This is a genomic window from Sphingomonas sp. BK345, assembly GCF_014193845.1.
Classification (GTDB): domain Bacteria; phylum Pseudomonadota; class Alphaproteobacteria; order Sphingomonadales; family Sphingomonadaceae; genus Sphingomonas.
The window spans coordinates 317,256-343,547 of record NZ_JACHZX010000005.1; the positions used below are offsets into that span (position 1 = coordinate 317,256).

Sequence of the window (26,292 nt, forward strand, 5' to 3'; positions counted from 1 at the left end):
GTCTATAGCCGCGGATTCGCGCGGCGCAATACCCTTTGTGCCGGATCGGCGATCAGGCGACGAACTGCTCCATCGCGATCCGGTCGTCGAGCGCGTGCTCGGGGTCGAACAGCAGCGTCAGCTCGCGCGCGCGATCCATCGCGATGTCCACCTGCGCCACGTCGCGGACCTCGCGCTGATCGGCCACCGCGGATACCGGGCGCTTGTTCGAGTCGAGCACGCGCAGCGACACGCGCGTCCGGTCGGGCAGGATCGCGCCGCGCCAGCGCCGCGGGCGAAACGCGCTAATCGGCGTCAGCGCCAGCATCTGCGAGCCCAGCGGCAGGATCGGCCCGTGCGCCGAGAGATTGTACGCGGTCGAGCCCGCTGGCGTGGCGACCAGCACCCCGTCGCACGACAGTTCGTCCATGACGATGCGGTCGTTGATCTTGACCTCGATCTTGGCGGTTTGGCGCGTCTCGCGCAGCAGCGACACCTCGTTGATCGCGGGCAACGTGTGGACGCGCCCGTCGACCGCGGTGGCGGTGGCGGTGAGCGGCGTCACCTGAAAGGCGCGCGCGCGCTCGATCCGCCCGTCGAGGTCGTGGCGCCGCCACTCGTTCATCAGGAAGCCGACGGTGCCCAGGTTCATGCCGAACACCGGCACGATCGCGCGACGCCGCTCCAGCAGGTTGTGCAACGTCTGCAGCATGAAGCCGTCGCCGCCGAGCGCGACCACCATGTCGGCCTCGTCGAGCGCACACCAGTCCCAGGTGTCGGCCAGCTCGGCGCGCGCCGCCTGCGCCGGGGCGGTGGGCGAGGCGACCAGCGCCCGCCGCGGGTAGCGGCTCATCCGCCGGTGACGCTCATGTGCCGAGCCACCGCGGGCGCCGCATCGCGCGCGATGCGGAAATCGTGGCGGCGCGGCTTGGTCAGCAGCGCGTCCTCGATCGCGGCGTCGAGCGCGCCCACGCCACCGCCGCGCAGCGCCGCGCGCAGGTCGCGCTGATCGTCGTGGCCGAGGCAGGTGTAGAGCCGGCCCTCGGTGGTCAGCCGCACGCGGTTGCAGCCGTCGCAGAAATTGGCGGTGAGCGGCGAGATCAGCCCGAGTCGCGTGCGCCCGCCGTCGACCTGCCAGTAGCGCGCCGGGCCGCCCGTTACCGCGGCGTCTCGGGTCAGCGTGAACGCCTGATCGAGCCGGTCCTTCACGACGGTGAGCGGCAGGAAGCGATCGGTACGGTCCTCGTCGATGGCGCCGAGCGGCATCGTCTCGATCAGCGTGAGATCGTGGCCTTCCGCGACGCACCAGCGCAGCATCGGCGCGATATCGTCCTCGTTGAGGCCCTTCAGCGCGACCGTGTTGATCTTGACCGCGAGCCCCGCGTCGCGCGCGGCGGCGATCCCGTCGAGCACCTCCGCGACGTCGCCGTGACGGGTGATGTAGCGGAAGCGCTCGGGGTCGAGCGTGTCGAGGCTGACGTTGACGCGGCGCACGCCGGCGGCAACCAGGTCGGCGGCATAGCGGCGCAGCCGCGTGCCGTTGGTCGTCATCGTCAGCTCATCGAGCGCGTCGCCGACGTGCCGGCCGAGCCGCTCGACCAGCATCATCACGTCGCGGCGCACCAGCGGCTCGCCGCCTGACAGCCGGATCTTGCGCACTCCGCGCGCGACGAAGCGCTCGGCGATGATTGCCAGCTCCTCGAGCGAGGCGATCTGGTCGCGCGGCAGGAAGGTCATGTGCTCCGCCATGCAATAGCGGCAGCGCAAGTCGCATCGATCGGTGACCGAGACGCGGAGATATCGGATGGCGCGGCCGAACGAGTCGACGAGGGGCGCGGGCGCGCGGTCTAGATCCATGCCTGGCACAACGCAGAGAGCTAGGGAGTCGTTCACGACAGAGCAAGATGATTGCCGCGCGCCGCGGCCAAGCCTACCAAGCGCGAGATGGAGCGGCGGTCACGGGCGATGCAGCGGGGCGGGCGGCGCCCGGGGGAAAGCGCGGCCAGCGCCGAGCAGCTGCGCCTGGTCGAAGCGCATGCGGCACGCGGCGTCACCGCGATCGTCGCCGCGCCGACCAGCTTCGAGATCGTCAACACCGCTTATGGCCGCGCCGCGGGCGATCAGCTGGTCGAGGCAATGGCGGAGCGGCTGGCGCGGGAGCTCGCCGGGCACGAGATGGCGGCGGTGCGCGGCGGTGCCACCTTCACCATCGTGGTCGCAGGCGACGCTGCGACCGGCGACGCCGCGGTCAGCCGGGTCGAGCGCGCGCTGGAGCGTCCCTTCACGATCGACGGCGAGACGATCCACGTCGGCGCGCGCATAGGCGTCGCGCGGATGACCGAGGACGAGCCCGCCGAGCACCTGTTGCGACGCGCCGCCGAGGCGCTGGCGCGCGCCCGCGCGAGCGACGGCGCGACGACGCGAGTCGCCGCCGAGCACGAGGGCGTGCCGCTCGCCGCGCTCGCCGCCGACCTGCACCGCGCGATCGAGCGCGGCGAGATCGACGTGCGCTTCCAGCCGCAGGTGCGGCTGGTCGACAGCGCGGTCACCGGCGTGGAGGCGCTGGCGCGCTGGCAGCACCCGCGGCTGGGCGTGCTCGGCGCCGAGACGCTGCTCGCCGCGGCGCACCGCGCCGATCTCGGCGTGGCGCTGTCCGACCAGGTGCAGGCGCTGGCGCTCGAGCGCGCCGCGCGCTGGCCGGCGCGGATGGCTGAGCTGCGGATCGCGGTCAACGTCACCGCCGCCGACATGGCGCGCGCGCCCTTCGTCGAGCGCTTCCTCGCGCGGGTGCGTGCCTCGGGTGTGGGGTACGACCGGGTCACCGCCGAGGTGACCGAGACCGGGCTGATCGACGATCTCGACGGTGCCGCGACATCGCTCACCGCGCTGCGCGCCGCGGGCTGCCGCGTCGCGCTCGACGATTTCGGCACGGGTTATTCCAGCCTGTCCTATCTCACGCGGCTGCCGCTCGACTATCTCAAGATCGATCGCAGCCTGGTGCAGACGATCACCGGCGACGCGCGCGACCGCGTCGTGGTGGAAGGCGTGATCGCGATCGCCGCCGGGCTCGGGCTGGAGACGGTGGCAGAGGGGGTGGAGAGCGAGCGTGAGCGCGCGCTGCTGGCACAGCGCGGCTGCACCTTCTACCAGGGCTTCCTCTGGGCCGGGCCGCTCGACGACGCGGCGTTGCAGGCGCGGCTGGCGTGAGCGACCCGGGCGACCTCGGCGGCACCTGGTACGGGCGCTACGAGGGCGGGAGCAGCCGGTCGAACAGCTTCATCGCGCGCCTGACCGAGCGCGGCGGCCAGCTCAGCGGCACGATCAGCGAGCCCGACGACCTCGGGCTGGAGCCGGTGCGGCGCGCGCTGGTGAGCGGCCGGCGCGACGGCGCGGCGGTGCCTTCGTGAAGCAATATGACGGCGAAGTGCTGGTGCATGCGGTCGACTATCGCGGCACCGTCGACGCGCGCGGGACGATGGTGCGCGGCGACTGGTCGTTCGCGACCTATGCCGGCAGCTTCGCGATGACGCGCGAGCGATTCGACGCGGACGAACTGGCCGAGGCAGTCGGCGACGAGGCGGAGGTGGCACGATGAGCGCGGCGATGTTGATCTGGGCGGCGGCCGTGGCGGCGACGCCGCAGGCGCAGGTCGAGGCGGTGATGGCGGACAGCGCGGCCGGCTGGAACGCCGGCGATCTCGCGCGCTTCACCGCGATCTACGCGCCCGACGCGGTCTATGTCGCGGGCGGTGAGGTGGCGCGCGGCAAAGAGGCGATCGCCGCACGCTACGCCAAGAGCTTCGTCGGCGGGGGCAACGCGAGGGGACGGCTGAGCTTCACGCCGGTGATGTGGCGGCCGCTTAGCGCGGTCCACCTGCTCCATATCGCGCGCTGGACGCTGACGCCGACGGGAGGCGCGGCGTCGCAGACCGGGCTGACGAGCCTGTTGTTCGAGCGGCGAAAGGAAGGATGGCGGATCATCTCGGATCACAGCAGCTGAGGGGGAGCGGTGAGCGGCAGCAATGGTGAGATGTCGCGTCGCTCACTCATACTGTTCCCCGGCGAAGGCCGGGGTCCAGTTGAGCGACGGCGGTGAGTCTCACCAGCGCCTTCCCAGCTGGGCCCCGGCCTTCGCCGTGGAACGAAGTCAGTTAGGGCGCGCAGCTCATACGCGCTACTCGTAAGTCGAACGCCGCCACACCTACACCGTCCCGTCGCGGCGGACGCCGGGGTCCAGTTGAGTGACGGTCGACAGACTCACCACGACCTTCCCACCTGGACCCCGGCGTCCGCCGCGGTGGCAAGGAAAGGCGTGGAATGAGTCGTCGCGAGCGGTGCTCCGCCCCTCACGCCGCCGCCTTCGCCAGCCCCTTCGACAATTGCAGCGCACCGTGCAGCCGCGCCTTGGGATCGCCCCAGGCGCGCGACAGTGCCAATTTGCTGTCGGGCCGCAGCTTGGCCACGCCGCCGAGCCGGTCGACATAAGCGAGCAGCCCCGGCACGTTGGGCGGCTTGTCGTCGTGGAAGGTGACCAGCGCGCCCTTCGGCCCGACATCCAGCTTGGCCACACACGCGGTGCGCGCGTTGAGCTTGATCTCCATGACCTTGACCAGATTGTCGGTCGCCTCGGGCAGCGCGCCGAAGCGGTCGATCATCTCGGCGGCAAAGCTCTCCAGCCCGCCGACCTCGTCGATCTCGTTGAGCCGGCGGTACAGGCCCATGCGCAGGTCGAGGTCGGGGACATACTCCTCCGGGATCAGGATCGGCGCGTCCACGCTGATCTGCGGCGAGAAGTCGCGCTGGCGCTCGCGAATGCCCCCGGCCTTTGCCTCCATGATCGCCTCTTCCAGCATCGACTGGTAGAGCTCGTAGCCGACCTCCTTGATGTGCCCCGATTGCTCGTCGCCGAGCAGGTTGCCCGCGCCGCGGATGTCGAGGTCGTGGCTCGCCAGCTGGAACCCGGCGCCGAGCGAGTCGAGGTCGCTCAGTACCTTGAGGCGCTTCTCCGCAGCGTCGGTCATCTGCCGCTCGGGCGGCGCGACCATATAGGCATAGGCGCGCGTTTTGGAGCGGCCGACGCGCCCGCGCAGCTGGTACAGCTGCGCCAGCCCGAAGCGGTCGGCACGGTTGACGATGATCGTGTTGGCGGACGGGATGTCGATCCCGCTCTCGATGATCGTGGTCGAGACGAGCACCTCGAACTTCTTGTCGTAGAAGGCGCTCATTCGCTCCTCTACCTCACTCGGCGCCATCTGGCCGTGCGCGACGACGTAGCGGATCTCGGGCACCTCGCGGCGCAGATAGTCCTCGATGTCGGGGAGGTCGGCGACGCGCGGGGTGACGAGGAAGCTCTGTCCGCCACGATAATGTTCGCGCAGCAGCGCCTCGCGCAGCACCACCGGGTCCCACGGCATGACATAGGTGCGCACCGCGAGCCGGTCGACCGGCGGGGTCTGGATCACCGACAGCTCGCGCAGCCCGCTCATCGCCATCTGCAGCGTGCGCGGGATCGGGGTCGCGGTGAGCGTCAGCATGTGGACATCGGCGCGCAGCGTCTTGAGCCGCTCCTTGTGCGTCACGCCGAAGCGCTGCTCCTCGTCGACGATCACGAGGCCGAGCCGCTTGAAGTCGATCGTCTTGGCCAGCAGCGCGTGGGTGCCGACGACGACATCGATCCCGCCGCTCGCCAACCCGTCCTTGACGCGCTTCGCCTCGGCGGCGGGGACGAGACGGGAGAGCCGGCCGATGTTGATCGGGAAGCCCTCGAAGCGCGAGGTAAAGTTGTTGTAGTGCTGGCGCGCCAGCAGCGTCGTCGGACAGACCACCGCGACCTGCATCCCCGCCATCGCGGCCACGAAGGCGGCGCGCAGCGCGATCTCGGTCTTGCCGAACCCGACGTCTCCGACGATCAGCCGGTCCATCGGCTTGCCCGCGGAGAGATCGGCCAGCACCTCCTCGATCGCGCGGTCCTGGTCGTCGGTCTCAGTATAGGGGAAGCGATCGACGAAGGCGGGATAGCCAGCGCTGTCGGGCTCGGCGACCTCGCCCGGACGCAGCGCGCGCTCGGCCGCGACCGCGATCAGCTCGCCCGCGATCTCGCGAATCCGCTCCTTCATCCGCGACTTGCGCCGCTGCCACGCCTCGCCGCCGAGCCGGTCGAGTGCCGCGCCCTCCTCGGACGAGCCGTAGCGCGACAGCACCTCTAGGTTCTCGACCGGAATGTAGAGCTTGTCGCCCCCCGCATATTCGAGCGCGACGCAGTCGTGCGGCGCGCGCGCGACCGGCACCTGCGTCAGTCCGACATAGCGGCCGATGCCGTGATCGGTGTGGACGACGAGGTCGCCCGGCGACAGCGTCGCCAGCTCCGCCAGGAAGGCGTCGGCCGACTTGCGGCGCTTGGCGCGGCGCACCAGCCGGTCGCCCAGCATGTCCTGCTCGGTGAGCACCGCGACATCGGGCGCGGTGAAGCCGTGGTCGAGCCCGATCACCGCCATTGCCACGCCGCGGTCGGCCGCGCCGAGCGACTCCTGCCACGTCTCGGTCAGCCGCGCGCCGGTGAGGCCATGGTCCTCGAGCAGCGAGCGCAGCCGCTCGCGCGCGCCGACCGAGTAGCTGGCGAGCACCGGCTTGCGCCCGTCGCGGCGGAGCTTGGCGACATGCGCCACCACCGCCTCGTAGACGTTCGCCTGCGCCGCGCGTTCGGGCGCGAAGTCGCGCGGACCGTCGACCTGGAAGTCGAGCACGGTGGCGGACTCGGGCTCATGGAAGGCGGTGGCGAGATGCGCCGGCATCGCCGCCACCTCGCGCGCCCATTCGGCGGCGTCGAGGTAGAGCGTCTTGGCCGGGAGCGCGCGATAGCTGCCGGGCTCGGCCGCCTCGGCGCGCTTGCGGTTCTCATAATAATCCGCGATCGCGTCGAGCCGGCCCTCCGCGGCAGCGGGGGTGCCGCTGTCGCGCACCACAACCGCGTCGGCGCCGAGATGGTCCCAGACCGTCGCCAACTTCTCCTCGAACATCGGCAACCAATGCTCCATGCCGGCGAGGCGACGCCCCTCGCTCACCGCCTGGTAGAGCGGGTCGCCGGTCGCGGTGGCGCCGAAGGTCTCGCGGTAGCGCGTGCGGAAGCGCTTGACGCTGTCGTCGTCGAGCAGCGCCTCGGAGGCGGGCAGCAGCACGAAGCCGTCGAGCCGCCCCGTGGTGCGCTGGTCGGCGGGATCGAAGCTGCGCACGCTCTCGATCTCGTCGCCGAAGAAGTCGAGCCGCAGCGCCTGCTCCTCGCCGCTGGGAAAGAGGTCGACGATTCCTCCGCGCACCGCATATTCGCCCTGGTCGTGAACGGTGTCGGTGCGGACGTAGCCGTTGGCCTGGAGCAAAGCGGCGAGCCGGTCACGGTCGATCCGCGCGCCCGGCTTGAGCTCGGCGACGAGCTGGCGGAGGCGGAACGGGGTGAGCGTGCGCTGCGTCAGCGCGTTGACTGTGGTGAGCACCAGCTGCGGCGCGCGCGGCTTTTGCTGCAGGCGGTAGAGCGCGCCGATCCGCTCCGCCATGACGCGCAGCGTCGGCGAGGCGCGGTCGTAGGGCAGGCAGTCCCAGGCGGGGAGCTGGACGACCTCGAGCTCGGGCGCGAAGAAGGGCGCGGTGGCGGCGAGCCCGCGCATCTGCGCCTCGTCCGCCGCGACGAACACCGCGCGCAGCGGCGCCGCCCGGGCCAGATCCGCGAGCAGCGCGGGCAGGAAGCCGGCGGGCACGCCCGCGAGCGTCAGCGGGGTGGTGGCGCGGAGGATCTTGCTGAGGTCGGGCATTCGGGTCCTTGGTTGAAAAGTTCGCGGATGCGCATGGCGGTCACAGTAGCGACGACCAGTTTCGCCCCCACCACCACGCCGTCACCCCGGACTTGTTCCGGGGCCTACCCTTCCGCATCCCTGGTGGTTGCGGCGCCTGCGGCCCGGTGGATCCCGGAACAACTCCGATATGACGGATGGGGAGGGCGGCGAGGAGTCACCAGCGCTCCCCTCACGGGATCGTCACGAAATCCACGCGTCGCATCACCGCCATCATCTCGCCCTCCCACTCGGGCGGGCAAGGCAAGGAGCCGATCGCCCAGCCCATGATGTCGACGTCCTGCTCCTCCAGCAGCCGCTCGAACCAGTCGAGCTGATCCGGCGTCCAGCTGGCGGCGTGCGTGTCGAAGAAGCCGCCGATCATCAGATCGGCCTCGCGCGTGCCGCGGTGCCAGGCGCGGAAACGCAGGCGCTTGAGCCGGATGTCCTGGTCCACGTGATCTCCCGTCGGCCGCGCGGCCCGTCCATGCCATAGCAGAGCGCTGCCACGACGCCGCCGCAAGCTTTCGCTGGCGCGGCGGCAGGAGGCAGAATAGTCGGGTGCTACATAGTCATGCGACCCGAGATCCTCAATCCGCTGTTCGCCGAGGTGGCCGCGCTCAAGGGCGTCGGCCCGGCGCTCGCCAAGCCGCTCGACCGACTCGGTATCGCGCGCGTGGTCGACCTGCTGTTCCATCTGCCCTCGGGATGGGTCGACCGGGTCGCGCGCGACGAACTCGACGAAGCCGACGTCGGCCGCACGATCGCGATCACGCTCACCCCGCGCGAGTATCGCAGCGGCTCGAGCCCGCGCGCGCCGACCCGCGTGCAGGCGACCGATGCGGCGGGTAATCACGCGAGCCTGGTGTTCTTCGGCGGCGGCTCGGGCTGGGCGCGCAAGCAGCTGCCGCTCGGCGAGCCCAAGCGAGTCTCGGGCCGGCTCGACCGCTACGGCGACGCCCTCCAGATCGTCCATCCCGAGATCGGCGGCGAGGAGGAGGGCTTCCGCGCGCGCGAGTCGATCTACCCGCTGAGCGAGGGCCTGACCTCGCGCCGCCTCGCCGCTCTGGTCGAGCAGGCGCTCGCACGCGCGCCGGTGCTTGACGAGTGGATCGAGCCCAGCCTCAAGGCGCGACATGACTGGCCCGACTGGCGCGATGCGGTCGAGCGTATCCACACCGACCCAGCGGACGCGGCGGCGCGGGCACGGCTCGCCTATGACGAGCTCTTCGCCAACCAGCTCGCGCTCTCGCTGGTGCGCGCCGACACGCGCAAGCGCCGCGGGCGATCGTTGCAAGGCGACGGGCGCCTGCGCGACCTGCTGCGGCTGCCCTATCAGCTCACCGGCGCGCAGGCGCGCAGCGTGCGCGAGATCGAGGGCGACCTGGCGCAGAGCGCGCCGATGCTGCGGCTGCTCCAGGGCGACGTCGGCGCGGGCAAGACCTTGGTGGCGGCGATGGCGCTGCTGATCGCGATCGAGGCGGGCGCACAGGGCGCCTTGCTCGCGCCAACCGAGATCCTCGCGCGCCAGCATTATGACACGCTGCGGCGGCTGCTCGCCGGTCTGCCGGTCGAGATCGCGGTGCTGACCGGGCGTGACAAGGGCCGCGCGCGCGAGGCGACGCTGATGGGGCTGGCCGATGGCTCGATCCAGCTGCTGATCGGCACGCATGCGATCTTCCAGGAAGCGGTGCGCTACCGCGACCTCGGGCTGGTGGTGGTGGACGAGCAGCACCGCTTCGGCGTGGCGGAGCGGATGCTGCTCCAGGCCAAGGGCCAGACCCCGCCGCACGTGCTGGCGATGACCGCCACCCCGATCCCACGCACGCTGACGCTCGCGCTCCACGGCGAGATGGACCAGAGCCGGCTCGACGAGATGCCGCCGGGTCGCGAGCCGATCGAGACCCGCGTCGTCTCGGAGGAGCGGATCGACGAGGTGGTCAACGCGCTCGGGCGCCACCTCGCGGAGGGGAAACAGGCCTATTGGGTCTGCCCTTTGGTGGAGGAGAGCGCGACCAGCGACCTGCAGGCGGCGGAAGCGCGCGCAGCCTCGTTGCAGGCGCGTTTCGGCGACCGCGTCGCTTTGGTCCACGGCCGGATGCGTGGCGCCGAGAAGGACGCGGTGATGGCGCGCTTCTCCGCCAACGCGGCGGGCGTGCTGGTGGCGACGACGGTGATCGAGGTCGGCGTCGATGTCCCTAACGCGACGCTGATCGTGATCGAGCACGCCGATCGCTTCGGGCTGGCGCAGCTCCACCAGTTGCGCGGGCGAGTCGGGCGGGGTGGCGGGCGCTCGGTGTGCCTGCTGCTGCGCGGCGGGTCGCTCAGCGAGACCGCGCGCGCGCGGCTGGCGCTGATGCGCGAGAGCAACGACGGCTTCCGTATCGCCGAGGAGGACCTGCGGCTGCGCGGCGCGGGCGAGCTGCTCGGCACGCGCCAGTCGGGCGAGGCGATGTTCCGGCTCGCCACCCCCGAGCTGCTCGGCGAGCTGCTCCCCGCGGCCACCGACGACGCGCGGCTGCTGATCGATCGCGACGGCGGTCTGGAAGGGGCGAGGGGGCAGGCGGCGCGGGTGGCGCTCTACCTTTTCGAACGCGACGCCGGGGTGGCGCTGCTGCGGTCGGGGTGAGGGGGCGCTGGGTCGGCGGCGTCGTGTCGCCGGGCCGACCGACCGTCTACGTCGAGGTAGACGTCTCGTACATGATGCTCGTGGTGCTTTCGGCGGCCCGACCGCAGCGTGTCTCGGTGCGGGCTGCCACCTGCCGCGCTCCGAACAGCACCGAACGGCTCAGCGTATGGTCCATCTGGTGCGAACGAGCGGGGTGCTCCTGCCGACGCGGGAGCCCAGAGCCACGAGTGTCACTCCTGCGCCCTGGACTCCGACGTTCGCCGGAGCACGGTTCCACCGGATGGAGCAGAAGCCAGCGTGGGTGGATGGCATGGGGCGGACGCCCGCGCTATCGCGCGCGCCCGCCCCCGCGACGGCTCAGAAGCGAGCGCGGACCCCCGCGGTGATCGATTCCTGATGGTCATCGCGGCCGGTCTGCGCCGAGGCGCCCGCGAAGATCTCGATCGCGTCGCTCGGGCGGTAGCCGACTCCCGCGCTCGCGGTGCCGACCAGTTCGGCGCGACTCGCGCCTATCCCCGCGAGCGTCAGCGGCCCGTCGGCATAGCCCGCGAGCGTGCGGACGCCCTGTCCTTGGAGCTGATAGCGCGCCCCCAGCGTGACATACGGCCGCCATGGCTTGGCCGAGCCGTCGCTGCGTGCGAGGGTGAGCGCGCCGTCCGCGAAGCCCGCGATGTGGTGCTCCGACTTGACGTCGAGCCCGAAGACGCTGCCGCCCTGCTCCTTCGCACCGCCACGAACGGTGCGGACGTAGGTCACGCCGGCGCGCGGCGTGAGCGTCCAGTCATGGCCAGCGTCCAGCGCGTAGAACACCGACAGGTCGCTCACCACGCTGTTCAGGTCATAGTGGCTCCAGACGCGGCGCCCGTCGGGCAGCCAGCGGTGCGTGCGGGCGCGCCCACCGTCGAACGTGATCGCCGAGGAGAAGCCGAGGCCGGTGCCGCTGCTGTAGCGGCCATGGGCGCCGGTCACCAGGCTGCCGACCCGGGTCTCGCTGCCGAGACCTTCGACCTCCTGATGGTTGGTCAGGTTGCCGGCGAAGGCACCGACCACCCATCCGGCGTCGGCGAAGCCGATGCCGCCGAGCGCACCATAAGCACGGCCGATCGCGGGTGCACTGCCCGTGGCGGGATCGGCGCGCAGCGTGTGCCAGCCGCCAAGGCCTTGGCCGAAGGTGAACAGCCCGGTGTCCTTCGCGTATGGCGCGAAGGCGGGCCCGCGCGTCGCTTGGCTCAGCGTCAGCGCGTCATCCACATCGATCTGCGTCGCGGCCGCATAGGCCTGCGGCGTGAGCCGCGCGAACGCCTTGGGCAGCGAGTTGCCGTCAGCGTCGTAGAGGTTCGACCAATGCGCCGCGAGCGCCGCGCTGGGCCGGTTGAGCAGCCGCTGGTTGGCATAATCGATGCTGGCGTTGACCAGCGGGCTGAAGTGCGTGCTCCGCGCGAACAAGCTGAGCGCGTCGATCCGGTCGGCGCCCTGGGTCACCGTGAGGGCCAGCGTCGCCGGCACCTGAATGGTGGAATAGCGGCCGGTGATCCCCTTGGTGGCGGTGATCAGCGTGTAGGTCGTACCCGGCTTCGCGGTCGAGCCGTCCGCGAAGACCAACGTCGCGCCCGGATCGATCGCGAGCTTGCCCTCGATCGCCAGTTGGTCCTGCGCGGTCGTGGTCAGTTCGAACAGCGAGCGCGAGCCCGGCTGCAGCGACACGTCGCCGATCACCCGCATCCGCCCCGGCGAGGCACCCGGCGAGAGCGTGCCGGCCACCACGATGTTGCCCGTGACCACCCCGGCCGAACCGAAGGTCGCCGCCTTGCCGACGATCACTTCCTTTGTGAAGATCGCCGAGCCGCTCAGGCCGACGAGGCTTCCGCCGAAGAGATCGATGCGATCGATCTGCGCAAAGTCGCTGATCGTGGCCTTGCCGCTGTTCACCTGGAATTCGGCGATGTCGGACAGCGCTCGAAAGGCGGACACCGGGCTGGCGGTGCCGGCGACCACGTCCACCTCGTCATACCCCGCGCCGCCGGAGAGCAGGCCATTCACGCTGCCACCGGCGGCGGTAAACAAGGCATCGCCGTTGCCCAGTAGGACGTTCCCGTTGATCGTACCGCTGTTGGTGATGGCCGCGCTCTGCGACGCCAGCTCGACGTTGCCGACGATCTTGCCCTTGTTCTCGATCGACACCCGCGCGGCATCGCTCGCGATCGCGACAGGCACTTGCTTCGACGGTGTCGCGACGGTCGCCTCGATCAGCCCGGCGTTGTCGAGGTCGAAGCCGCCGCCGCCAGCCAGGATCGCGATCGGCCGAACACCGTTGGCGGTAATCTGGCCGGTGCTCTTGTTGGTGACGTTCGTTGTGCTCGGGCCGTTGCCTGTCGCGAGAAGACCGGCGCTGGTCGGGAGCAGAACGTCATCGTCCGACTTGCTCGAGTCAGCGGCGATCACGCCGCTGTTCTCGACGCTGATCGACTGCTTGAACGCGGTGGTAAGGGAGGGATCGCTGCTCGCCGTCACCAGAACTGCGGTTCCTAAACCCACGCGCTGGATCGAGCCGGTGTTCGCCACCCGAAGCGACGTAGCCACGCCACGGGTGTCCGACGAGTCGATCGTGAGGGCCGACGCCAGAGTAGGTACGGTCGCGGAGATCGTACCCGTGTTGCTCAGCGACACCAGCAGCGGCTTGTTGTCGCCGTCGGCCGAAGTACGTGTCCGCAGGGTCGTGGTCCCGTCGATCGAACCGCTGTTGGTCGCAGTGATCTCGCCGCCGGACGTGACCGCGTAAACGGCTCTGACATCGTCGGACGCATGGGTGATCGTGCCGTGATTGTTGAGCGCCAGTCCGTCGGCCTGGTAGAGGTCGATGGCCAGACCCGACGCCGCAGTGATCGTCCCGTCATTGTCGAGGCGCCGCAGCGAACCGGTTATGCCGCCGCCCAGCTTGCCCGTGTTCTGGAAGCCGGCGAGAAGGGGCGATGCCGCGAGATCGGGCGCCGGCGCCACCAGCACGCGTCCCTGGATTTCCGCGGTGTTGACGATCGCGCCGTCGCCGTCGAGTTGCAGGCCGCGCGTCAGCGGTGACGCTGCGTTGATCGTGACCACGGTGCCGCTGCCGAGCGCTCGCACGCCCTCGAGCTCAAAATTGGTCGGCAGATCGGTGAGAAGATTGACGATCCCCGTCGTCTTGCGGGCGTGGAGGAAGCGGTCGACGCCGTCGCCGCCATCGACAGTGCCGGTGACCGCGCTGTTCTCGCCCTCGATGAAGATATCGTTGCCGCCGCCGAGCTTGACGTTACCGTTGATCGAGCCCCAGTTCGCGACGACGTCGTCGCCGCCGCCCAGCAAGATGTCGCCGACGATCGCACCGCTATTGGTCACGCTGTTGTCGCCGCCAAAGGTTTTGATCGCGGCATGTATGCTATCTGGGGCGGAGACCGCCGAGATGGTTCCGGCGTTCGTAACCGTCAGATCGCCCCCATAGGAAACAATCGCGAGGGCGGTGCCGCCTTTGGCTGAGATGACGCCGGTCGCGTCGTTCGTGATGGTCGCAGCGGTCTCGTCCGCCGGATCGTTGACGATGAGGCCGTAGCTCTCCACCTCGGGCGCGCTGGCAGGGTCGATTTCCGCGTTGATCTTACCGCTATTGTGTAGCTGATAGGATGCGGGAAGGAGCCGCACATCGGCGTTGACGTCCCGCCGCAGGAACAAGCCCGCGAGGACGTGCGAGTCCGGAGTGGCGTTCGTGATCGAGCCGCTGTTGTCGACCGAGATGGTCGACACGGCGCCCTTGACATCGACCGCTTCGAGCCCGGTACGTCCAAGGATGGCGCCCGAATTGACGAGGCTGAGCGTCAGCGGACCCGCGGCGTTCTTGCCGATGTTCCCGGCGGCGAGTTCCGTCTTGCCCTGGATCGTACCGTTGTTGGTCACCGCCACGCTGCCGGCCGTCGACACGAGGTGTACCGAGCTACCCGAGTCCGGGTCGGCCGCGATCGTATCCTTGTTGGAGAAGTCGATTGGCGCGTTCTGCTGCACGGCGACGGGCGGCACTGGCGTCGCACTCCCGGTCGTGTCATCCGCCGCTACCGAGCCGCTGAGCGCCGCCGGACGAGCGCTCGCGATGGGGGCGTTGACGAGCACCGCCAAAGCGATGGCCGTTGTCTGTAGCGCGCGCGTGCGCACGCCTCGCGAAGATTCCGCCTTTTGGTACATGATCTTCCCTTGAGTGATGATGTCAAGCCCCCTGAAGTATAGATAAGTGGGAGAAGAATGGTGGAAGTTGCTGACCCAAAAACGGGAGGGTCGCCGTTCTGTCATCGAAACTTCTGCGTCTTGCTTGCGCGATTGAAGGGTCAAATCACTGCGGCAGCGATGGAATTCATAAAGCGCGGCGTCGTCACACCGATATGCGTCGGCGGGCTCGACACCGCCCTGGACGCGTTGAGCGGCTGCAACTCGTCTGGATCCGGCCATGCCCAGCTTTTTCCCGCTCCTGCTCGTCGTCCTCGCCGGGGTGGGCGTCGCGGTGCAGCCGCCGACCAACGCCGCGCTCGCGAAGGCGAGCGGCTCGGTATGGCTCGCCGCGCTGGTGTCGTTCGCGGCCGGTATGGCGGTGCTGGTGACGGTATGGGCAGCGGCGGATCGCACGCCGCTCTCGGCCCTGCGCGGCGCGCCCTGGTGGGCGTGGCTCGGTGGCGTCTACGGCGCGGCCTTCGTCGCGGCGCTGGCGTTCGCGGCGCCGCGGCTCGGGCTGGCGGTGACGCTGACGATCGCGGTCGCGAGCCAGCTCGTCACTGCGCTGGTGGTCGACCGCTTCGGCTGGCTCGGGCTGCCGCAGCAGCCGCTGTCACCCGCGCGGCTCGGCGGGGTCGCGCTGGTGCTCGCGGGCGCGCTGCTGATGCGGCGCGGCTGATCCGCCCAGGCTCAGCGCATCGCGGCGAGCGCGCAGGGGTAGAGCGCGGCGGGCAGCTCCTGGGCGAACTTGGCGCCGACGCGGCCGCCCAGCGACCAACGGATCTCGGCGGTGCGATCGCCTACGACGGGCAGCGTAAGCACGACGCGCTCGCCGCTCGCGAGCGGCGCGTCGCTGCGCGCCATGAAACCGTTGAGCGAGAGGTTCACCACCGTCACCGCATGGCGCGCGCCGGCGGCGTCGAACAGCCAGGTGCGGCACAACGTCTCGTCGCGCGGTTCGACGCGATCCTCATAGGCCATCATCGCTGAACGCGCGACCATCCGGCTTCTCCCGCTCTACCAGCGTCGCGGTTTACCGGCGGGCGGTTAATGCCGGATGAGCGGGGCGCGAAGGAAGGTGGTTAGCCCGGGTTTACCATCCCGTGGTGCTTCTTGCCCGCCGAGACCCGTACCGGCGCGCCCGCGAGCGCGATCACGGCGGCCTCGTCGCTGACCTTCTCGCCATCGACGCGCGCGCCGCCGCCCTTGATCAGCCGCCGCGCGTCGCCCTTCGATGACGCGAACCCCAACGCCACCAGCGCGTCAACCAGCGGCAGCGCGCCGCTCGCGCTGATCGACGGCAGCGCCGCGCCGCTCGTGCCCTCCTCAAAGGTGCGGCGCGCGGTCTCGGCCGCCTCCTCCGCGGCGGCGCGGCCGCGACACATCGCGGTGGCCTCGTTGGCGAGCACCTTCTTGGCCTCGTTGATCTCGGCGCCCTCCAGCGCCTCCAGCCGCGCTATCTCGTCGAGCGGCAGGTCGGTGAACAGCCGCAGGAAGCGCCCGACGTCGCGATCGTCGGTGTTGCGCCAGAACTGCCAATAATCGAAATGCGGCAGCTGGTCCTCGTGGAGCCACACCGCGCCCGCCACGGTCTTGCCCATCTTCTGCCCGTCGGCGGTGGTGAGCAGCGGCGTGGTGACGCCGTACACCTCAGTGCCGTCCATCCGCCGCGCCAGCTCGACGCCGTTGACGATGTTACCCCACTGGTCGCTGCCGCCCATCTGTAGCCGCACGCCCTGCCGCCGCGCCAGCTCGCGGAAGTCATAGCCCTGCAGGATCATGTAGTTGAATTCGAGAAAGCTGAGCGACTGCTCGCGATCCAGCCGCAGCTTGACCGAGTCGAAGCTGAGCATGCGGTTGACGCTGAAATGCTGCCCCACCTCGCGCAGGAAGGGGATGTACTCGAGCGTGTCGAGCCACTCGGCGTTGTTGACCATCACCGCGTCGCTGGGGCCATCGCCGAAGGTCAGGAAGCGCGCAAAGATGCGCTGGATGCCCGCGATATTGGCGGCGATCACGTCCTCGCCGGCGAGCTTGCGCGCCTCGTCCTTGAAGCTGGGGTCGCCGATCTTGCCCGTGCCGCCGCCCATCAGCACCACGGGCTTGTGGCCGGTCTGCTGAAGCCGGCGAAGCAGCATGATCTGCACCAGGCTGCCAACGTGGAGCGAGGGGGCGGTCGGGTCGAAGCCGATATAGCCCGGCACCACCCCACGCCGCGCCAGCGCGTCCAGCGCGGCGGCGTCGGTGAGCTGGTGGAGATAGCCGCGCGCGGAGAGCAGCCGGAGCAGGTCGGACTGATAGTCGGTCATGGTGCCGCGGGCGTTACACGCGCGTCAGCGGTGCGGCAATTGCGTCGTCGGGTCGACCGGGGTGCGGCCGCGGCGCAGCTCGAAGTGGAGCTCGGGGCGGTCGGCATAGCCGCTCTCGCCGCTGCGTGCGATCACCTGTCCCTTTCTCACCGCCTGGCCGCGCTGCACCAGCAAGGTGCCGGCATGGCCGTAGACCGAGGTCCAGCCGCCGCCGTGGCGCACGATCACCAGCCCGCCGAGCGCGGGCACCTCCGAGCCGACATAGGCCACGGTGCCGTCGGCGATCGCGCGCACCGGCGTGTCGAGCGGGATCGCGATCTTGATGCCGTCGTTGCGCTCGCCGGTCGCACCGGGGCCGAAGCGGCGCACGATCGTGCCATCGACGGGCCAGACGAAGCGGCCGGGCAGGGCCGCGGGCGCCACCGTCGCGGCGCTCGGCGCGAGCACGCGGCGCGCGCTCGCCACCGGTGTGGCGGGCGCCTGGCCTTCCACCACCGCGGGCTCGCCGCCGGTGAGGATCGTGTCGACGTCGAGCGTGAAGGCGGCGGCGCGCTCGGCCGCGCTGACCGGAGCGCCCGGCGCGCGCGGGATCAGCACGCGCTGACCGGCGCGGAGCAGATACGGCTCGTCCAGCGCGTTGGCGGCGATGACCTCGCTCCAGGGCACGCCATAGGCGCGCGCGATCGCGATGCCGGTCTGACCGGCGCGGACCAGGTGGTAGCGGCCACCGGGAATGGCGAGCGTCTGGCCGGCGCGGACAGGGTAGGGCGGGCTTAGCGCGTTGGCGCGCGCGATCGCGTCGACCCCCGCGCCGGTGCGCGCCGCGATCGCGCCGAGCGTGTCGCCGACGCGAACGGTGTAGCGCTGCGCCGTCACCGCGCGCGCGTCGGGCGCGACCGGGCGTGCCTCCCAGGCGGGACGCGGCGCGGGGAGCTGGGCGACGTCGCGGCGGTCACCGCGAGCGCGGGCGGGGGCGGTGGTGGGCGCCACCTGCTCCTCCGTCGTCGTCACTTCCTCGTCCCCGCCGGTCTGGCCAGCGGCCTCTGCGGCCTGTGCGTCGATCGGCGGCGCGGGCGCGGGGCGTTCGGCGGCGGGGATGCACCCCGTCAGCAGCAGCGCCAGCGCCGCCGCGCGTGTCACGTCCGCCTCACGCACCCGGTTCAGCCATAAGCACGCGCGAGCGGCTCCAGCGAGGCGTGGCGGGTAAGGTCGAGCTGGAGCGGCGTCACCGTGATCCATCCTTCCGCCACCGACGCGAGATCGCTCTCGCCGGGCGCCGCGGCGGCGACCTTGCCGAGCGCGAGCCAGTGATAGTCGAGGCCGCGCGGGTCGGTGCGCGTCTCGAAGCGCGCGCGGCCGTAGTCGCGCAGTCCCTGCGGCACGATGCGGATGCCGCGCACCTGGCCGACGTCCGGCGCGGGGAAGTTGACGTTGACCATGGAGCGCGGCGCCCACTCGGCGTCGAGCAGCGGGCGCAGCACGCGCTCGCCCCATTCCTCCGCGGCGGCGAAGGAGACGTCCTCGCCCGGCGCCCGCACGCCATATTTCTGGCTCAGCGCGATCGAGCGGATCCCGGCCAGCGCTCCCTCCATCGCGGCCGCGACCGTGCCCGAGTACATCACGTCCTCGGCGAGATTGCCGCCCCGGTTCACGCCGGAGAGGATGAGATCGGGCGGCGTCTCGCGCATCACCTCGGCCAGCGCGAACATCACCGCGTCGGTCGGCGTACCACCTACGGCGTAACGGCGTGCGTCGAAGCGCCGCACGCGCAGCGGCTTGGTGAGCGAGAGCGAGCGGCCGGTGCCGGACTGTTCGTCGGCGGGAGCGCACACCCAGACGTCATCCGAGAGCCGCGCGGCGATGCGCTCGAGCACGGCGAGACCGGGGGCGTGATAGCCGTCGTCGTTGCTGAGGAGAATGCGCATCTCAGTCAATCCTCCCCGGCACGGGGAGGGGAACCGCCCGGCGTAGCCGGGTGGTGGAGGGGGGCTTCCGCAAGCGCTGCGCTGCGTGGCGAGCCCCCCTCCACCACCGCGCTGACGCGCGGCGGTCCCCCTCCCCGCGAGCGGGGAGGATCAAAGGTACGCCGCTCACGCCATCGGCTCCAGCAGCGTCAGCCCGCCGAGATACGGCCGCAGCGCCTCGGGAACCGCCACCGCGCCGCTCTCCTGCTGGTAATTCTCCAGCACGGCCACCAGCGTCCGCCCGACCGCCAGCCCCGAGCCGTTGAGCGTGTGGACGAAGCGCGTCGCCTTCTCACCTTCCGGCCGATAGCGCGCGTTCATTCGTCGCGCCTGGAAGTCGGTGCAGGTCGAGCAGCTCGAGATCTCGCGGTAGCGCGCCTGGCCCGGCAGCCACACTTCCAGGTCATAGGTACGCGCCGCGGTGAAGCCCATGTCGCCCGCGCATAATTTCATCCGCCGATAGGCCAGGCCGAGCGCATCGAGCACGCCCTCCGCGCAGGCGGTCATCCGCTCATGCTCGACCTCGCTCGCCTCGGGCGCGACGATCGACACCATCTCGACCTTGTCGAACTGGTGCTGGCGGATGTAGCCGCGCGTGTCACGCCCCGCCGCGCCCGCCTCGGAGCGGAAGCACGGCGTCAGCGCGGCGAAGCGCAGCGGCAGCGCCTGCTCGCTCAGGATCTGCTCGCGCACGATATTGGTCAGCGACACCTCGGCGGTGGGGATCAGCCAGCGCCCGTCGGTGGTGCGGAACAGATCCTCGGCGAACTTGGGCAGCTGGCCCGTGCCGAACACCGCCTCGTCGCGTACCAGCAGCGGCGGCGCGACCTCCTCATAGCCGTGCTCGCGCGTCAGCCGGTCGAGCATGAACTGGCCGAGCGCGCGCTGGAGCCGCGCCGCCGGGCCGCGCACCAGCGTGAAGCGCGAGCCCGCGATCGCCGCGCCGGTCTCGAAGTCGAGCCCGAGCGCCGGGCCGATCACGTCATGCTCGCGTGCCGCGAAACCGAGGTCGGAAGGGGTGCCACGCTCGTGGACCAGCTGATTGTCCTCCTCGTCGGCGCCGTCGGGCACGTCCGCGTAGGGCAGGTTGGGCAGCGCCGCGAGCACGGTGTCGAGCTCGGTGCCGAGCCGCGCCTCCTCGGCCTCCAGTTCGGGCAGCCGCTGCTTGAGCGTCGACACCTCGGCCATCAGCGCCTGCGCAGCCGCCTCGTCGCGGCTCGCCTTGGCGGCGCCGATCGCCTTCGACGCCTCGTTGCGCCGCGCCTGCGCGCCTTGCGCCTCGGTGATCAGCTCGCGCCGGCGTCGGTCGAGCGCGACGATCGTCGCGGCCGAGGGAGCGGCACCGCGCCGCGCCAGCGCGGCGTCGAAGGCGTCGGGATCGTCGCGGATCAGGCGGATGTCGTGCATGCGCCGCGCTATGGCCGGGGTGCCGCGGCGAGGCAACCCGGTGGACGTCCGCCGCGTTCACGCCCCACACCCGCACGGACAGAGGAGAATGAGCGATGCAGGTACCCCATGACTCGGTGGTGCTGGTGGCGGACGGGCGCAAGCTGCTGTTCCTGCGCAACGAAGGCGACGACGTTCACCCCAATCTGACGGTCGAGCACGCCGAGGAGCGCGCCAATCCCGCCAACCGTGACCAGAAGACCGACGCGGCCGGCGGCAGCTCGTCCACGCAAAGCGGCGCCGGCGCGCCGCGCGTCGCGCAGGGCGGGTCGGGTCACGCGCAAGGCGGTGGCGCGCAATTCGCGCCGTCGCGCGGCAGCATGGAGGAGACCGACTTCCACCAGCTCGAGGAGGATCGTTTCGCCGCGGACGCCGCCGACCTGCTGAAGCGCCGCGCGCTGGCGAACGATTTCGAGTCGCTGATCGTGGTCGCGCCGCCCAAGACGCTGGGCGAGCTGCGCAAACATTATCACAAGGAGGTCAGCCAGCGGCTCACCGGCGAGCTGAGCAAGGACCTGACCGGACACACGATCCCCGACATCGAGCAGGCGCTGCTCTCGGCCTGATCGCACCGGCGTCGGAGGCGGCGCCGTCCCATCCTCGCACATATGCCGCGCCGCTCTGTTCATGACGAGGACAGGGCGGCGCGGCTAGGCGCGTGTGTTCGCTTGTGGTGACCGGCCCGCGCGACTATAGGCGCCCCGGAGGGGGCGCACAGCGGTGCTAACGACATCCTGGGCGCAGCGGGAGTAAGTCGATGGCGACGGCGATCAATCGTTTCGGTGAAGGGCCCGGCAAACTGGCGGCGGCGAATGACGAGGTTGAGGTCGGAGGGGCGAGCGACGGTTATCGCCCGAGCCCCGACGAACCGTTCATGAACCCGCGGCAGCAGGCGTATTTCCGCCGCAAGCTGCTCGACTGGAAGGACGCGATCCTGCGGGAATCGCTGGGTACCTTGTCACAGCTCCAGCTCGACTCACTGCGCGAGGCCGATCTCACCGACCGCGCCGCGAGCGAGACCGACTGGTCGCTCGAACTGCGCACGCGCGACCGTCAGCGCAAGCTGATCTCCAAGATCGAGGCCGCGCTGCGTCGCATCGACGAGGGCGAATACGGCTATTGCGAGGTCACCGGCGAGCCGATCAGCCTCGGTCGGCTGGAGGCGCGCCCGATCGCGACGATGACGGTCGAGGCGCAGGAGCGCCACGAGCGCAACGAGAAGGTCTCGCGCGACGATTGAGCCGCGCAGCTCGGCCCGGCGCGCTAACACCTGCTTAACTATTTGCCGGCTAGGCTCGGCGGGGTTCAGCAGGCGGTGGGCAGGATGGAGCATTTCGGGCGACTGGCGACGGTGGGTGGTATGAGCGGGCGAGACGACGACATTCGGGCGCTGGGCAGCCAGCCCGACAAACGCCGTGACCTGCGCGGCCGTGACGAGGTCACGATGTTCGCGCGGCTGCGGCTCGCCGGGCAGGCGGACGGGTTCGACGTCAGCGTGCGCAATGTCTCGGGCGGAGGGCTGATGGCCGAGTTGCCGCACCCGCTCGCGCCCGACAGCGCGGTGGAGATCGAGCTAGCGGGGCTGGGCTGGGTCGCGGGCCGGATCGCGTGGCAGATCGACCGTCGCGCTGGCATCGCGTTCGACGAGCTGATCGACCCCGCCGCGATCATCCATCACTGACGTAGCGTACGAGCGAGGAGCGGGTGAGCGCGCCCACTCGGCGGGTCACGTGCTCCCGCGCCAGCAGGAAGTCAGTATCACCGGCTTGCCCCCAGATCGCCGAGCTGCGGCCCGCGTAGGAGCACGAGGCAGCTCCGGTCGATCACACTCTAGACGAGGGGGCATCGGTCGTGCCAAGGCGCGCCGGTCACGCGGGCGTGGCGGAATGGTAGACGCAGCGGACTCAAAATCCGCCGGAGCAATCCTTGTCGGTTCGAGTCCGACCGCCCGTACCAGAGATTCGCATTGACGTTTTCTCTCGTTCCCCGGCGAGGCCAGGGCCCGGGTGGGAAAACGCAGTAGCAACTGCGATCGTCAGCCGATCGAGCCGTTGCCGTCGTGTCAGCCACTTGCTTCGCTACATCGTCACCGCCGGGAAGGTGGTGGGTTCACAGCGCTTTCAGCTTCGCATTGGCGGTGGCTCGGCTGATCCGGACTCACAATGTTTATTGTCGCGTAAGCGGCTAGCCCCACTCGTCATCCCGGGCCGGGCCCGTGATCCATGGTGCCACGAGGGCCGCGGTCGTCGCTCTCGCGGAAGGTTGAATCCCGGCTCAGGGCCGGGATGACAAGGAGGGAGGAGGAGGAGCGGTTCTCCTCCTCGCAGCGTAGCGCCCGCTTGAGGGACCGGCGACAGAGCAGACCACCGGAGGTGCGCGCCGCCTTCCTTGGCTCGACGCCCCTCCTCCCGCTCACGCCGTGAGGTCAGGCTCCAGCAGCCGATGCAGGTGCACCACCACATATTTCATCTCGGCGTCGTCGACGGTGCGCTGCGCGGCGGCGCGCCACGCCTTCTCGGCGCTGGCATAGTCGGGGAAGACGCCGACGATGTCGATCGAGGAGAGGTCGGCGAAGTCGAGCGTGCGCGGGTCGGTTACGCGTCCACCGAAGACGAGGTGCAGCTTGCTCATGGGGCGGCTCCTGAGAGGGTGAGCGGCGATCGGCCGCCGCCGCGTGACCCGAACAGGCGAGAGCAGCCGACGCGGCGCGCCCGACTGCTCTCCTGATTCCCGTGCGCTGTCGGTGCCGCGGTGCCGATCACCTGTTGTGAGACGGGCCTTAGCGCCACCTGCCGCGCGATAGAAGGGGTCAGCTGGCGGCCTTGACCTGCTCCTTGCCCGCCTTGGCGGCCGCGGTACCCGCGCTGGCCGCCGCCTTGACGACGCCCTGGAACAACGACTTGGCCTGGCCACGCGCGGCGTCCGGGGTGAGGCCGAGCTGCTCGATCTCGCTGCGTCCCGCCTCCTTGGCGGCGGCGAAGGCGGCCGTCGCGGCGGCGCTGACCTTCTTGCCCACCGGCGCGAGCAATTCGCGCTCGCGCTGGCCGCGCGGGATCACTGCCGCGACGAGCGCGCCGAGCGCGAGCCCGCCGACGACGAGCCCGAGCGGGTTTGCCTCGAGTGTCTCGGCAGTGGCATGTGCCGCGTCGCTGGCGCGGTGGCGCGCGCTCTCATAGGCGTGTGACGCGGCGTCGCGCGCCTGGTCCACGCCGTCGCGCAGACGGCCGTGGGTGTCGTCATGGTCATGCTGATGGTGGTCGGTCATGGTCTCTATCCTCTCGGCCTGGCGGACGATATTGATGTCACGATTTCTTCCTGCTCAGCACGCGCGCGATCCGCTTCCGGTTGAGGAACGCGAGCAGCAGCGCGCCGGCGCCGGCGACAGTCGCGGGATTGCGTCGAGCCGCCTCGAGACCGGCGCGCGCGGCGCGATTGCCGCCGTCGAGGACCTCTGCCTTGGCGACGGTGACGAGCCGGCGCGGCTCCAGCTCGGCTTGCAGCGCCTCGACCGTGCCGTTGAGCCGCGCCCGCGCCTCGGCCGCGCGCGCCTCGGCGGCGGTGAGATCGGCGCCGCTCATGCGCCCGGCCTCGCGGCCAACCGCGAGCGCCCCGCGAGCGCGAGCACGAGGGCGACGAGCAGCACGGCGCCGACCACCGCAGCGGTGGCGAGGCCGGGCCCGATCAGGGTCGCCAGCGACAGCACCAGGCCGACCAGCAGGGTAATCAGCGCGGCGAGCGCGAGCACGCCCGCCACCGCGAACAGCACCGCCGCCTTCTTGTAGCGGGTCGCCGCTGCGCCCGCCTTAGCCTTGGCCAGCGCGATCTCAGCACGCGCCACGTCGCGCGCATCGTGCGTGAGCCGCGCGACGAGATGGGGGATGCTGGGTTCCCCGATCACCGGTTCACGAAGGTCCATCGGGTCAGGCGTCGCGTTGATCGAGGCCCGCGCTCAGGAGCCGCGCGACGACGAAGCCCACGCCCGCAGCGACGCCCACCGCCGCTGCCGGGCTCTTGCGCACCAGCTCGCGCGCGTCGGCGAGCAGGTCGTCGACGCTCTTCCCGTCGATCGCGCTGGTGATGCCTTGCACGCGATCGGCGGCGCCGCGCGCATATTGGCCGTATTGCTCACCCAACTTGTCGTCGACCTGCTGCGCCGCGTCGCGCAGCAGCTGCGACAGCTGGCCGAGCGCGTCGCTCGCCTTGGCCTTGCCATCCTCGGCGAAGAGGCGCGCCTTGTCGGCCGCCTGCTCGCGACCCTTGGCGACATTGTCGAGAAGTGCCTGCTTGGCGCCGGCGACGGAGGTGCCCGCCTCGTCTTTATCCTCGTTCACGCCGCTCTCGGGCGAGAAATCCACGCCGGCGTCCTTGAGCGGCGCGGCTGGAGTGAAGTTCGCGTTCGCGGGCGGCGGCGTGATATCGCCGTCGTTGATCGGTTGCGCGGTATCGCGGTCCTGCTGGTCGGCCATGATCGATCCTTCCCTGGTCGAAGTCGAACAACCGGCGCGGGTGGCCGGGGTTCCCTCGCGTTGCAGCCTAACGCGGTGATCGCTACACGCGGCGGCGTCGCCGTTGGGGCAGCAAGCTAAGAGGATCGTTACGTGACCGCAATCATCGACCTGCACGGACGCCAGATCATCGACAGCCGCGGCAACCCGACCGTCGAGGTCGACGTCCTGCTCGACGACGGCAGCTTCGGCCGCGCCGCGGTGCCCTCGGGCGCCTCGACCGGCGCGCACGAGGCGGTGGAGAGGCGCGACGGTGACAAGGCGCGCTGGTCGGGCAAGGGCGTGGAGCGCGCGATCGAGGCGATCAACGGCGAGATCGCCGAGGCGATCGTCGGGCTCGACGCCGAGGACCAGCTCGAGGTCGATCACGCCATGATCGAGCTGGACGGCAGCGAGAACAAGGGCCGGCTTGGCGCCAACGCGATCCTCGGCGTCAGCCTCGCGGTCGCCAAGGCGGCCGCGGACGCGCGCGGGCTGCCGCTCTACCGCTACGTCGGGGGCGTGGCCGCGCACGTGCTGCCGGTGCCGATGATGAACATCATCAACGGCGGCGAGCATGCCGACAATCCGATCGACTTCCAGGAGTTCATGGTCGTGCCGGTCGGCGCGGAGTCGCTCGCCGAGGCGGTCCGCTGCGGCTCGGAGATCTTCCATACGCTCAAGAAGGGGCTGAGCGAGAAGGGCCTCGCCACCGCGGTCGGCGACGAGGGCGGCTTCGCGCCCAATCTCGCCAGCACCACCGACGCGCTCGACTTCATCATGACCTCGATCGAGCGCGCCGGCTACACGCCGGGCGACGACGTCATGCTCGCGCTCGACTGCGCCGCGACCGAGTTTTTCAAGGACGGCAAGTACGTCATCTCGGGCGAGAACCTCACGCTCGAGCCGGGCGCGATGGCGGACTATCTGGCCGATCTCGCGGCGCGCTACCCGATCTTCTCGATCGAGGACGGCATGGCCGAGGACGATTTCGAGGGCTGGAAGGCACTGACCGACGCGATCGGCAAGAAGGTGCAGCTGGTCGGCGACGATCTGTTCGTCACCAACCCGAAGCGGCTGCGCGACGGTATCCGCCAGGGCCTCGCCAACTCGCTGCTGGTGAAGGTCAACCAGATCGGCACGCTGAGCGAGACGCTGGAGGCGATCCGGGTGGCCGAGCGCGCCGGCTACACCGCCGTCATGTCGCACCGCTCGGGCGAGACCGAGGATTCGACCATCGCCGATCTCGCGGTCGCCACCAACTGCGGCCAGATCAAGACCGGCAGCCTCGCGCGGTCGGACCGGCTCGCCAAGTACAACCAGCTGATCCGCATCGAGGAGGAGCTAGGCGACGTGGCGCGCTACGCCGGACGCGACGTGCTCCGCTCGCGCTGAGGGGGCTTGCCAAGGACGTGGCGGCGCGCGAGAATCGCGT

25 protein-coding genes and 1 tRNA gene are annotated in these 26,292 nt (G+C 70.5%); 11 read left to right on the forward strand and 15 right to left on the reverse strand.

The features are described 5' to 3' along the window. Positions 1-52: 52 nt before the first annotated feature. Together FHY03_RS16695 and moaA are read right to left on the reverse strand one after the other, a co-directional pair. Positions 53-832 carry an NAD kinase gene (locus FHY03_RS16695; protein WP_183925132.1) on the reverse strand — a complete coding sequence of 260 codons (780 nt, stop codon included), beginning with the start codon at positions 830-832 and terminating at the stop codon, positions 53-55. Continuing rightward, positions 829-1,836, reverse strand: a complete 1,008-nt coding sequence (moaA, locus tag FHY03_RS16700) for a GTP 3',8-cyclase MoaA (RefSeq protein ID WP_183931731.1) — start codon at positions 1,834-1,836, stop codon at positions 829-831. Before moaA ends, FHY03_RS16695 begins: the two co-directional genes overlap by 4 nt. A gap of 87 nt (positions 1,837-1,923) precedes the next feature. Between moaA and FHY03_RS16705 the strand changes: the two genes are divergently transcribed. From FHY03_RS16705 to FHY03_RS16720, 4 genes are read left to right on the forward strand one after another with little or no spacing between them, the layout of a single operon-like run. Beyond that, the gene (locus FHY03_RS16705) at positions 1,924-3,186 is read left to right on the forward strand and encodes a GGDEF domain-containing phosphodiesterase (protein WP_183931732.1); all 1,263 of its coding nucleotides are present in this window, start codon (positions 1,924-1,926) and stop codon (positions 3,184-3,186) included. After that, a complete protein-coding gene (locus FHY03_RS16710; RefSeq protein WP_183931733.1) occupies positions 3,183-3,386 on the forward strand; it encodes a hypothetical protein in 204 nt (67 codons plus the stop codon). Before FHY03_RS16705 ends, FHY03_RS16710 begins: the two co-directional genes overlap by 4 nt. Continuing rightward, a complete protein-coding gene (locus FHY03_RS16715) occupies positions 3,383-3,574 on the forward strand; it encodes a hypothetical protein (RefSeq protein WP_183931734.1) in 192 nt (63 codons plus the stop codon). Before FHY03_RS16710 ends, FHY03_RS16715 begins: the two co-directional genes overlap by 4 nt. Then, a complete protein-coding gene (locus tag FHY03_RS16720) occupies positions 3,571-3,978 on the forward strand; it encodes an SgcJ/EcaC family oxidoreductase (protein WP_183931735.1) in 408 nt (135 codons plus the stop codon). Before FHY03_RS16715 ends, FHY03_RS16720 begins: the two co-directional genes overlap by 4 nt. 346 nt (positions 3,979-4,324) lie before the next feature. On the opposite strand, the gene mfd is transcribed toward FHY03_RS16720, so the two are convergent. Further along, entirely contained in the window at positions 4,325-7,780 is a 3,456-nt protein-coding gene (gene mfd / locus FHY03_RS16725) for a transcription-repair coupling factor (protein ID WP_183931736.1), read from the reverse strand. 211 nt (positions 7,781-7,991) lie between these two features. After that, positions 7,992-8,255, reverse strand: coding sequence for a succinate dehydrogenase assembly factor 2 (locus FHY03_RS16730; RefSeq protein ID WP_183925145.1), 264 nt, complete (start codon positions 8,253-8,255; stop codon positions 7,992-7,994). A 117-nt stretch (positions 8,256-8,372) separates the two neighbouring features. On the opposite strand from FHY03_RS16730, the gene recG reads away from it, so the two are divergent. Beyond that, entirely contained in the window at positions 8,373-10,427 is a 2,055-nt protein-coding gene (recG, locus tag FHY03_RS16735) for an ATP-dependent DNA helicase RecG (protein WP_183931737.1), read from the forward strand. 357 nt (positions 10,428-10,784) lie between these two features. Here recG and FHY03_RS16740 read toward each other — a convergent pair whose 3' ends face one another. Beyond that, a complete protein-coding gene (locus FHY03_RS16740) occupies positions 10,785-14,894 on the reverse strand; it encodes an autotransporter outer membrane beta-barrel domain-containing protein (RefSeq protein WP_183931738.1) in 4,110 nt (1,369 codons plus the stop codon). On the opposite strand from FHY03_RS16740, the gene FHY03_RS16745 reads away from it, so the two are divergent. Next, on the forward strand, positions 14,893-15,333 hold the full coding sequence (locus tag FHY03_RS16745; protein ID WP_183931739.1) for a DMT family transporter: 441 nt from the start codon (positions 14,893-14,895) through the stop codon (positions 15,331-15,333). The two genes, FHY03_RS16740 and FHY03_RS16745, sit on opposite strands and share 2 nt — an antisense overlap. A gap of 11 nt (positions 15,334-15,344) precedes the next feature. Here the strand turns inward: FHY03_RS16745 and FHY03_RS16750 are convergent, their stop codons facing one another. The 5 genes from FHY03_RS16750 to serS form a co-directional block, all read right to left on the reverse strand. Beyond that, a complete protein-coding gene (locus tag FHY03_RS16750; protein ID WP_183925152.1) occupies positions 15,345-15,656 on the reverse strand; it encodes a PilZ domain-containing protein in 312 nt (103 codons plus the stop codon). A gap of 80 nt (positions 15,657-15,736) precedes the next feature. Next, positions 15,737-16,963 carry a tyrosine--tRNA ligase gene (gene tyrS, locus FHY03_RS16755; protein ID WP_183931740.1) on the reverse strand — a complete coding sequence of 409 codons (1,227 nt, stop codon included), beginning with the start codon at positions 16,961-16,963 and terminating at the stop codon, positions 15,737-15,739. Positions 16,964-16,987: 24 nt separating this feature from the next. Next, positions 16,988-18,118, reverse strand: a complete 1,131-nt coding sequence (locus FHY03_RS16760) for a peptidoglycan DD-metalloendopeptidase family protein (RefSeq protein ID WP_311722051.1) — start codon at positions 18,116-18,118, stop codon at positions 16,988-16,990. 5 nt (positions 18,119-18,123) lie between these two features. After that, positions 18,124-18,888, reverse strand: coding sequence for a 5'/3'-nucleotidase SurE (surE, locus tag FHY03_RS16765; RefSeq protein ID WP_183925159.1), 765 nt, complete (start codon positions 18,886-18,888; stop codon positions 18,124-18,126). A 165-nt stretch (positions 18,889-19,053) separates the two neighbouring features. Next, positions 19,054-20,334, reverse strand: coding sequence for a serine--tRNA ligase (gene serS, locus FHY03_RS16770; RefSeq protein ID WP_183931742.1), 1,281 nt, complete (start codon positions 20,332-20,334; stop codon positions 19,054-19,056). A 95-nt stretch (positions 20,335-20,429) separates the two neighbouring features. On the opposite strand from serS, the gene FHY03_RS16775 reads away from it, so the two are divergent. The 4 genes from FHY03_RS16775 (at position 20,430) to FHY03_RS16790 (ending at position 22,329) form a co-directional block, all read left to right on the forward strand. Then, positions 20,430-20,939, forward strand: a complete 510-nt coding sequence (locus FHY03_RS16775) for a host attachment family protein (RefSeq protein ID WP_132909303.1) — start codon at positions 20,430-20,432, stop codon at positions 20,937-20,939. Between the two features lie 191 nt (positions 20,940-21,130). After that, the gene (gene dksA / locus FHY03_RS16780; RefSeq protein ID WP_183925163.1) at positions 21,131-21,613 is read left to right on the forward strand and encodes an RNA polymerase-binding protein DksA; all 483 of its coding nucleotides are present in this window, start codon (positions 21,131-21,133) and stop codon (positions 21,611-21,613) included. 120 nt (positions 21,614-21,733) lie between these two features. Further along, positions 21,734-22,054, forward strand: a complete 321-nt coding sequence (locus FHY03_RS16785; protein ID WP_183925165.1) for a PilZ domain-containing protein — start codon at positions 21,734-21,736, stop codon at positions 22,052-22,054. A gap of 191 nt (positions 22,055-22,245) precedes the next feature. Continuing rightward, positions 22,246-22,329 (forward strand) — tRNA-Leu (locus FHY03_RS16790). 456 nt (positions 22,330-22,785) lie between these two features. Here the strand turns inward: FHY03_RS16790 and FHY03_RS16795 are convergent. The 5 genes from FHY03_RS16795 to FHY03_RS16815 form a co-directional block, all read right to left on the reverse strand. Beyond that, positions 22,786-23,004 carry a DUF4170 domain-containing protein gene (locus FHY03_RS16795; protein WP_132907437.1) on the reverse strand — a complete coding sequence of 73 codons (219 nt, stop codon included), beginning with the start codon at positions 23,002-23,004 and terminating at the stop codon, positions 22,786-22,788. A gap of 178 nt (positions 23,005-23,182) precedes the next feature. Beyond that, the gene (locus FHY03_RS16800) at positions 23,183-23,638 is read right to left on the reverse strand and encodes a hypothetical protein (protein ID WP_183925167.1); all 456 of its coding nucleotides are present in this window, start codon (positions 23,636-23,638) and stop codon (positions 23,183-23,185) included. A gap of 37 nt (positions 23,639-23,675) precedes the next feature. Continuing rightward, positions 23,676-23,951: a DUF3618 domain-containing protein gene (locus FHY03_RS16805; RefSeq protein ID WP_183925169.1), complete on the reverse strand. Its 276-nt coding sequence runs from the start codon at positions 23,949-23,951 to the stop codon at positions 23,676-23,678. Beyond that, positions 23,948-24,289: a phage holin family protein gene (locus tag FHY03_RS16810; RefSeq protein ID WP_183931743.1), complete on the reverse strand. Its 342-nt coding sequence runs from the start codon at positions 24,287-24,289 to the stop codon at positions 23,948-23,950. The genes FHY03_RS16805 and FHY03_RS16810 overlap by 4 nt, the downstream gene beginning before the upstream one ends. 4 nt (positions 24,290-24,293) lie before the next feature. Then, on the reverse strand, positions 24,294-24,839 hold the full coding sequence (locus FHY03_RS16815) for a hypothetical protein (RefSeq protein WP_183931744.1): 546 nt from the start codon (positions 24,837-24,839) through the stop codon (positions 24,294-24,296). Positions 24,840-24,971: 132 nt separating this feature from the next. Between FHY03_RS16815 and eno the strand changes: the two genes are divergently transcribed. Then, positions 24,972-26,252, forward strand: coding sequence for a phosphopyruvate hydratase (eno, locus tag FHY03_RS16820; RefSeq protein ID WP_183925175.1), 1,281 nt, complete (start codon positions 24,972-24,974; stop codon positions 26,250-26,252). Positions 26,253-26,292: the final 40 nt, after the last annotated feature.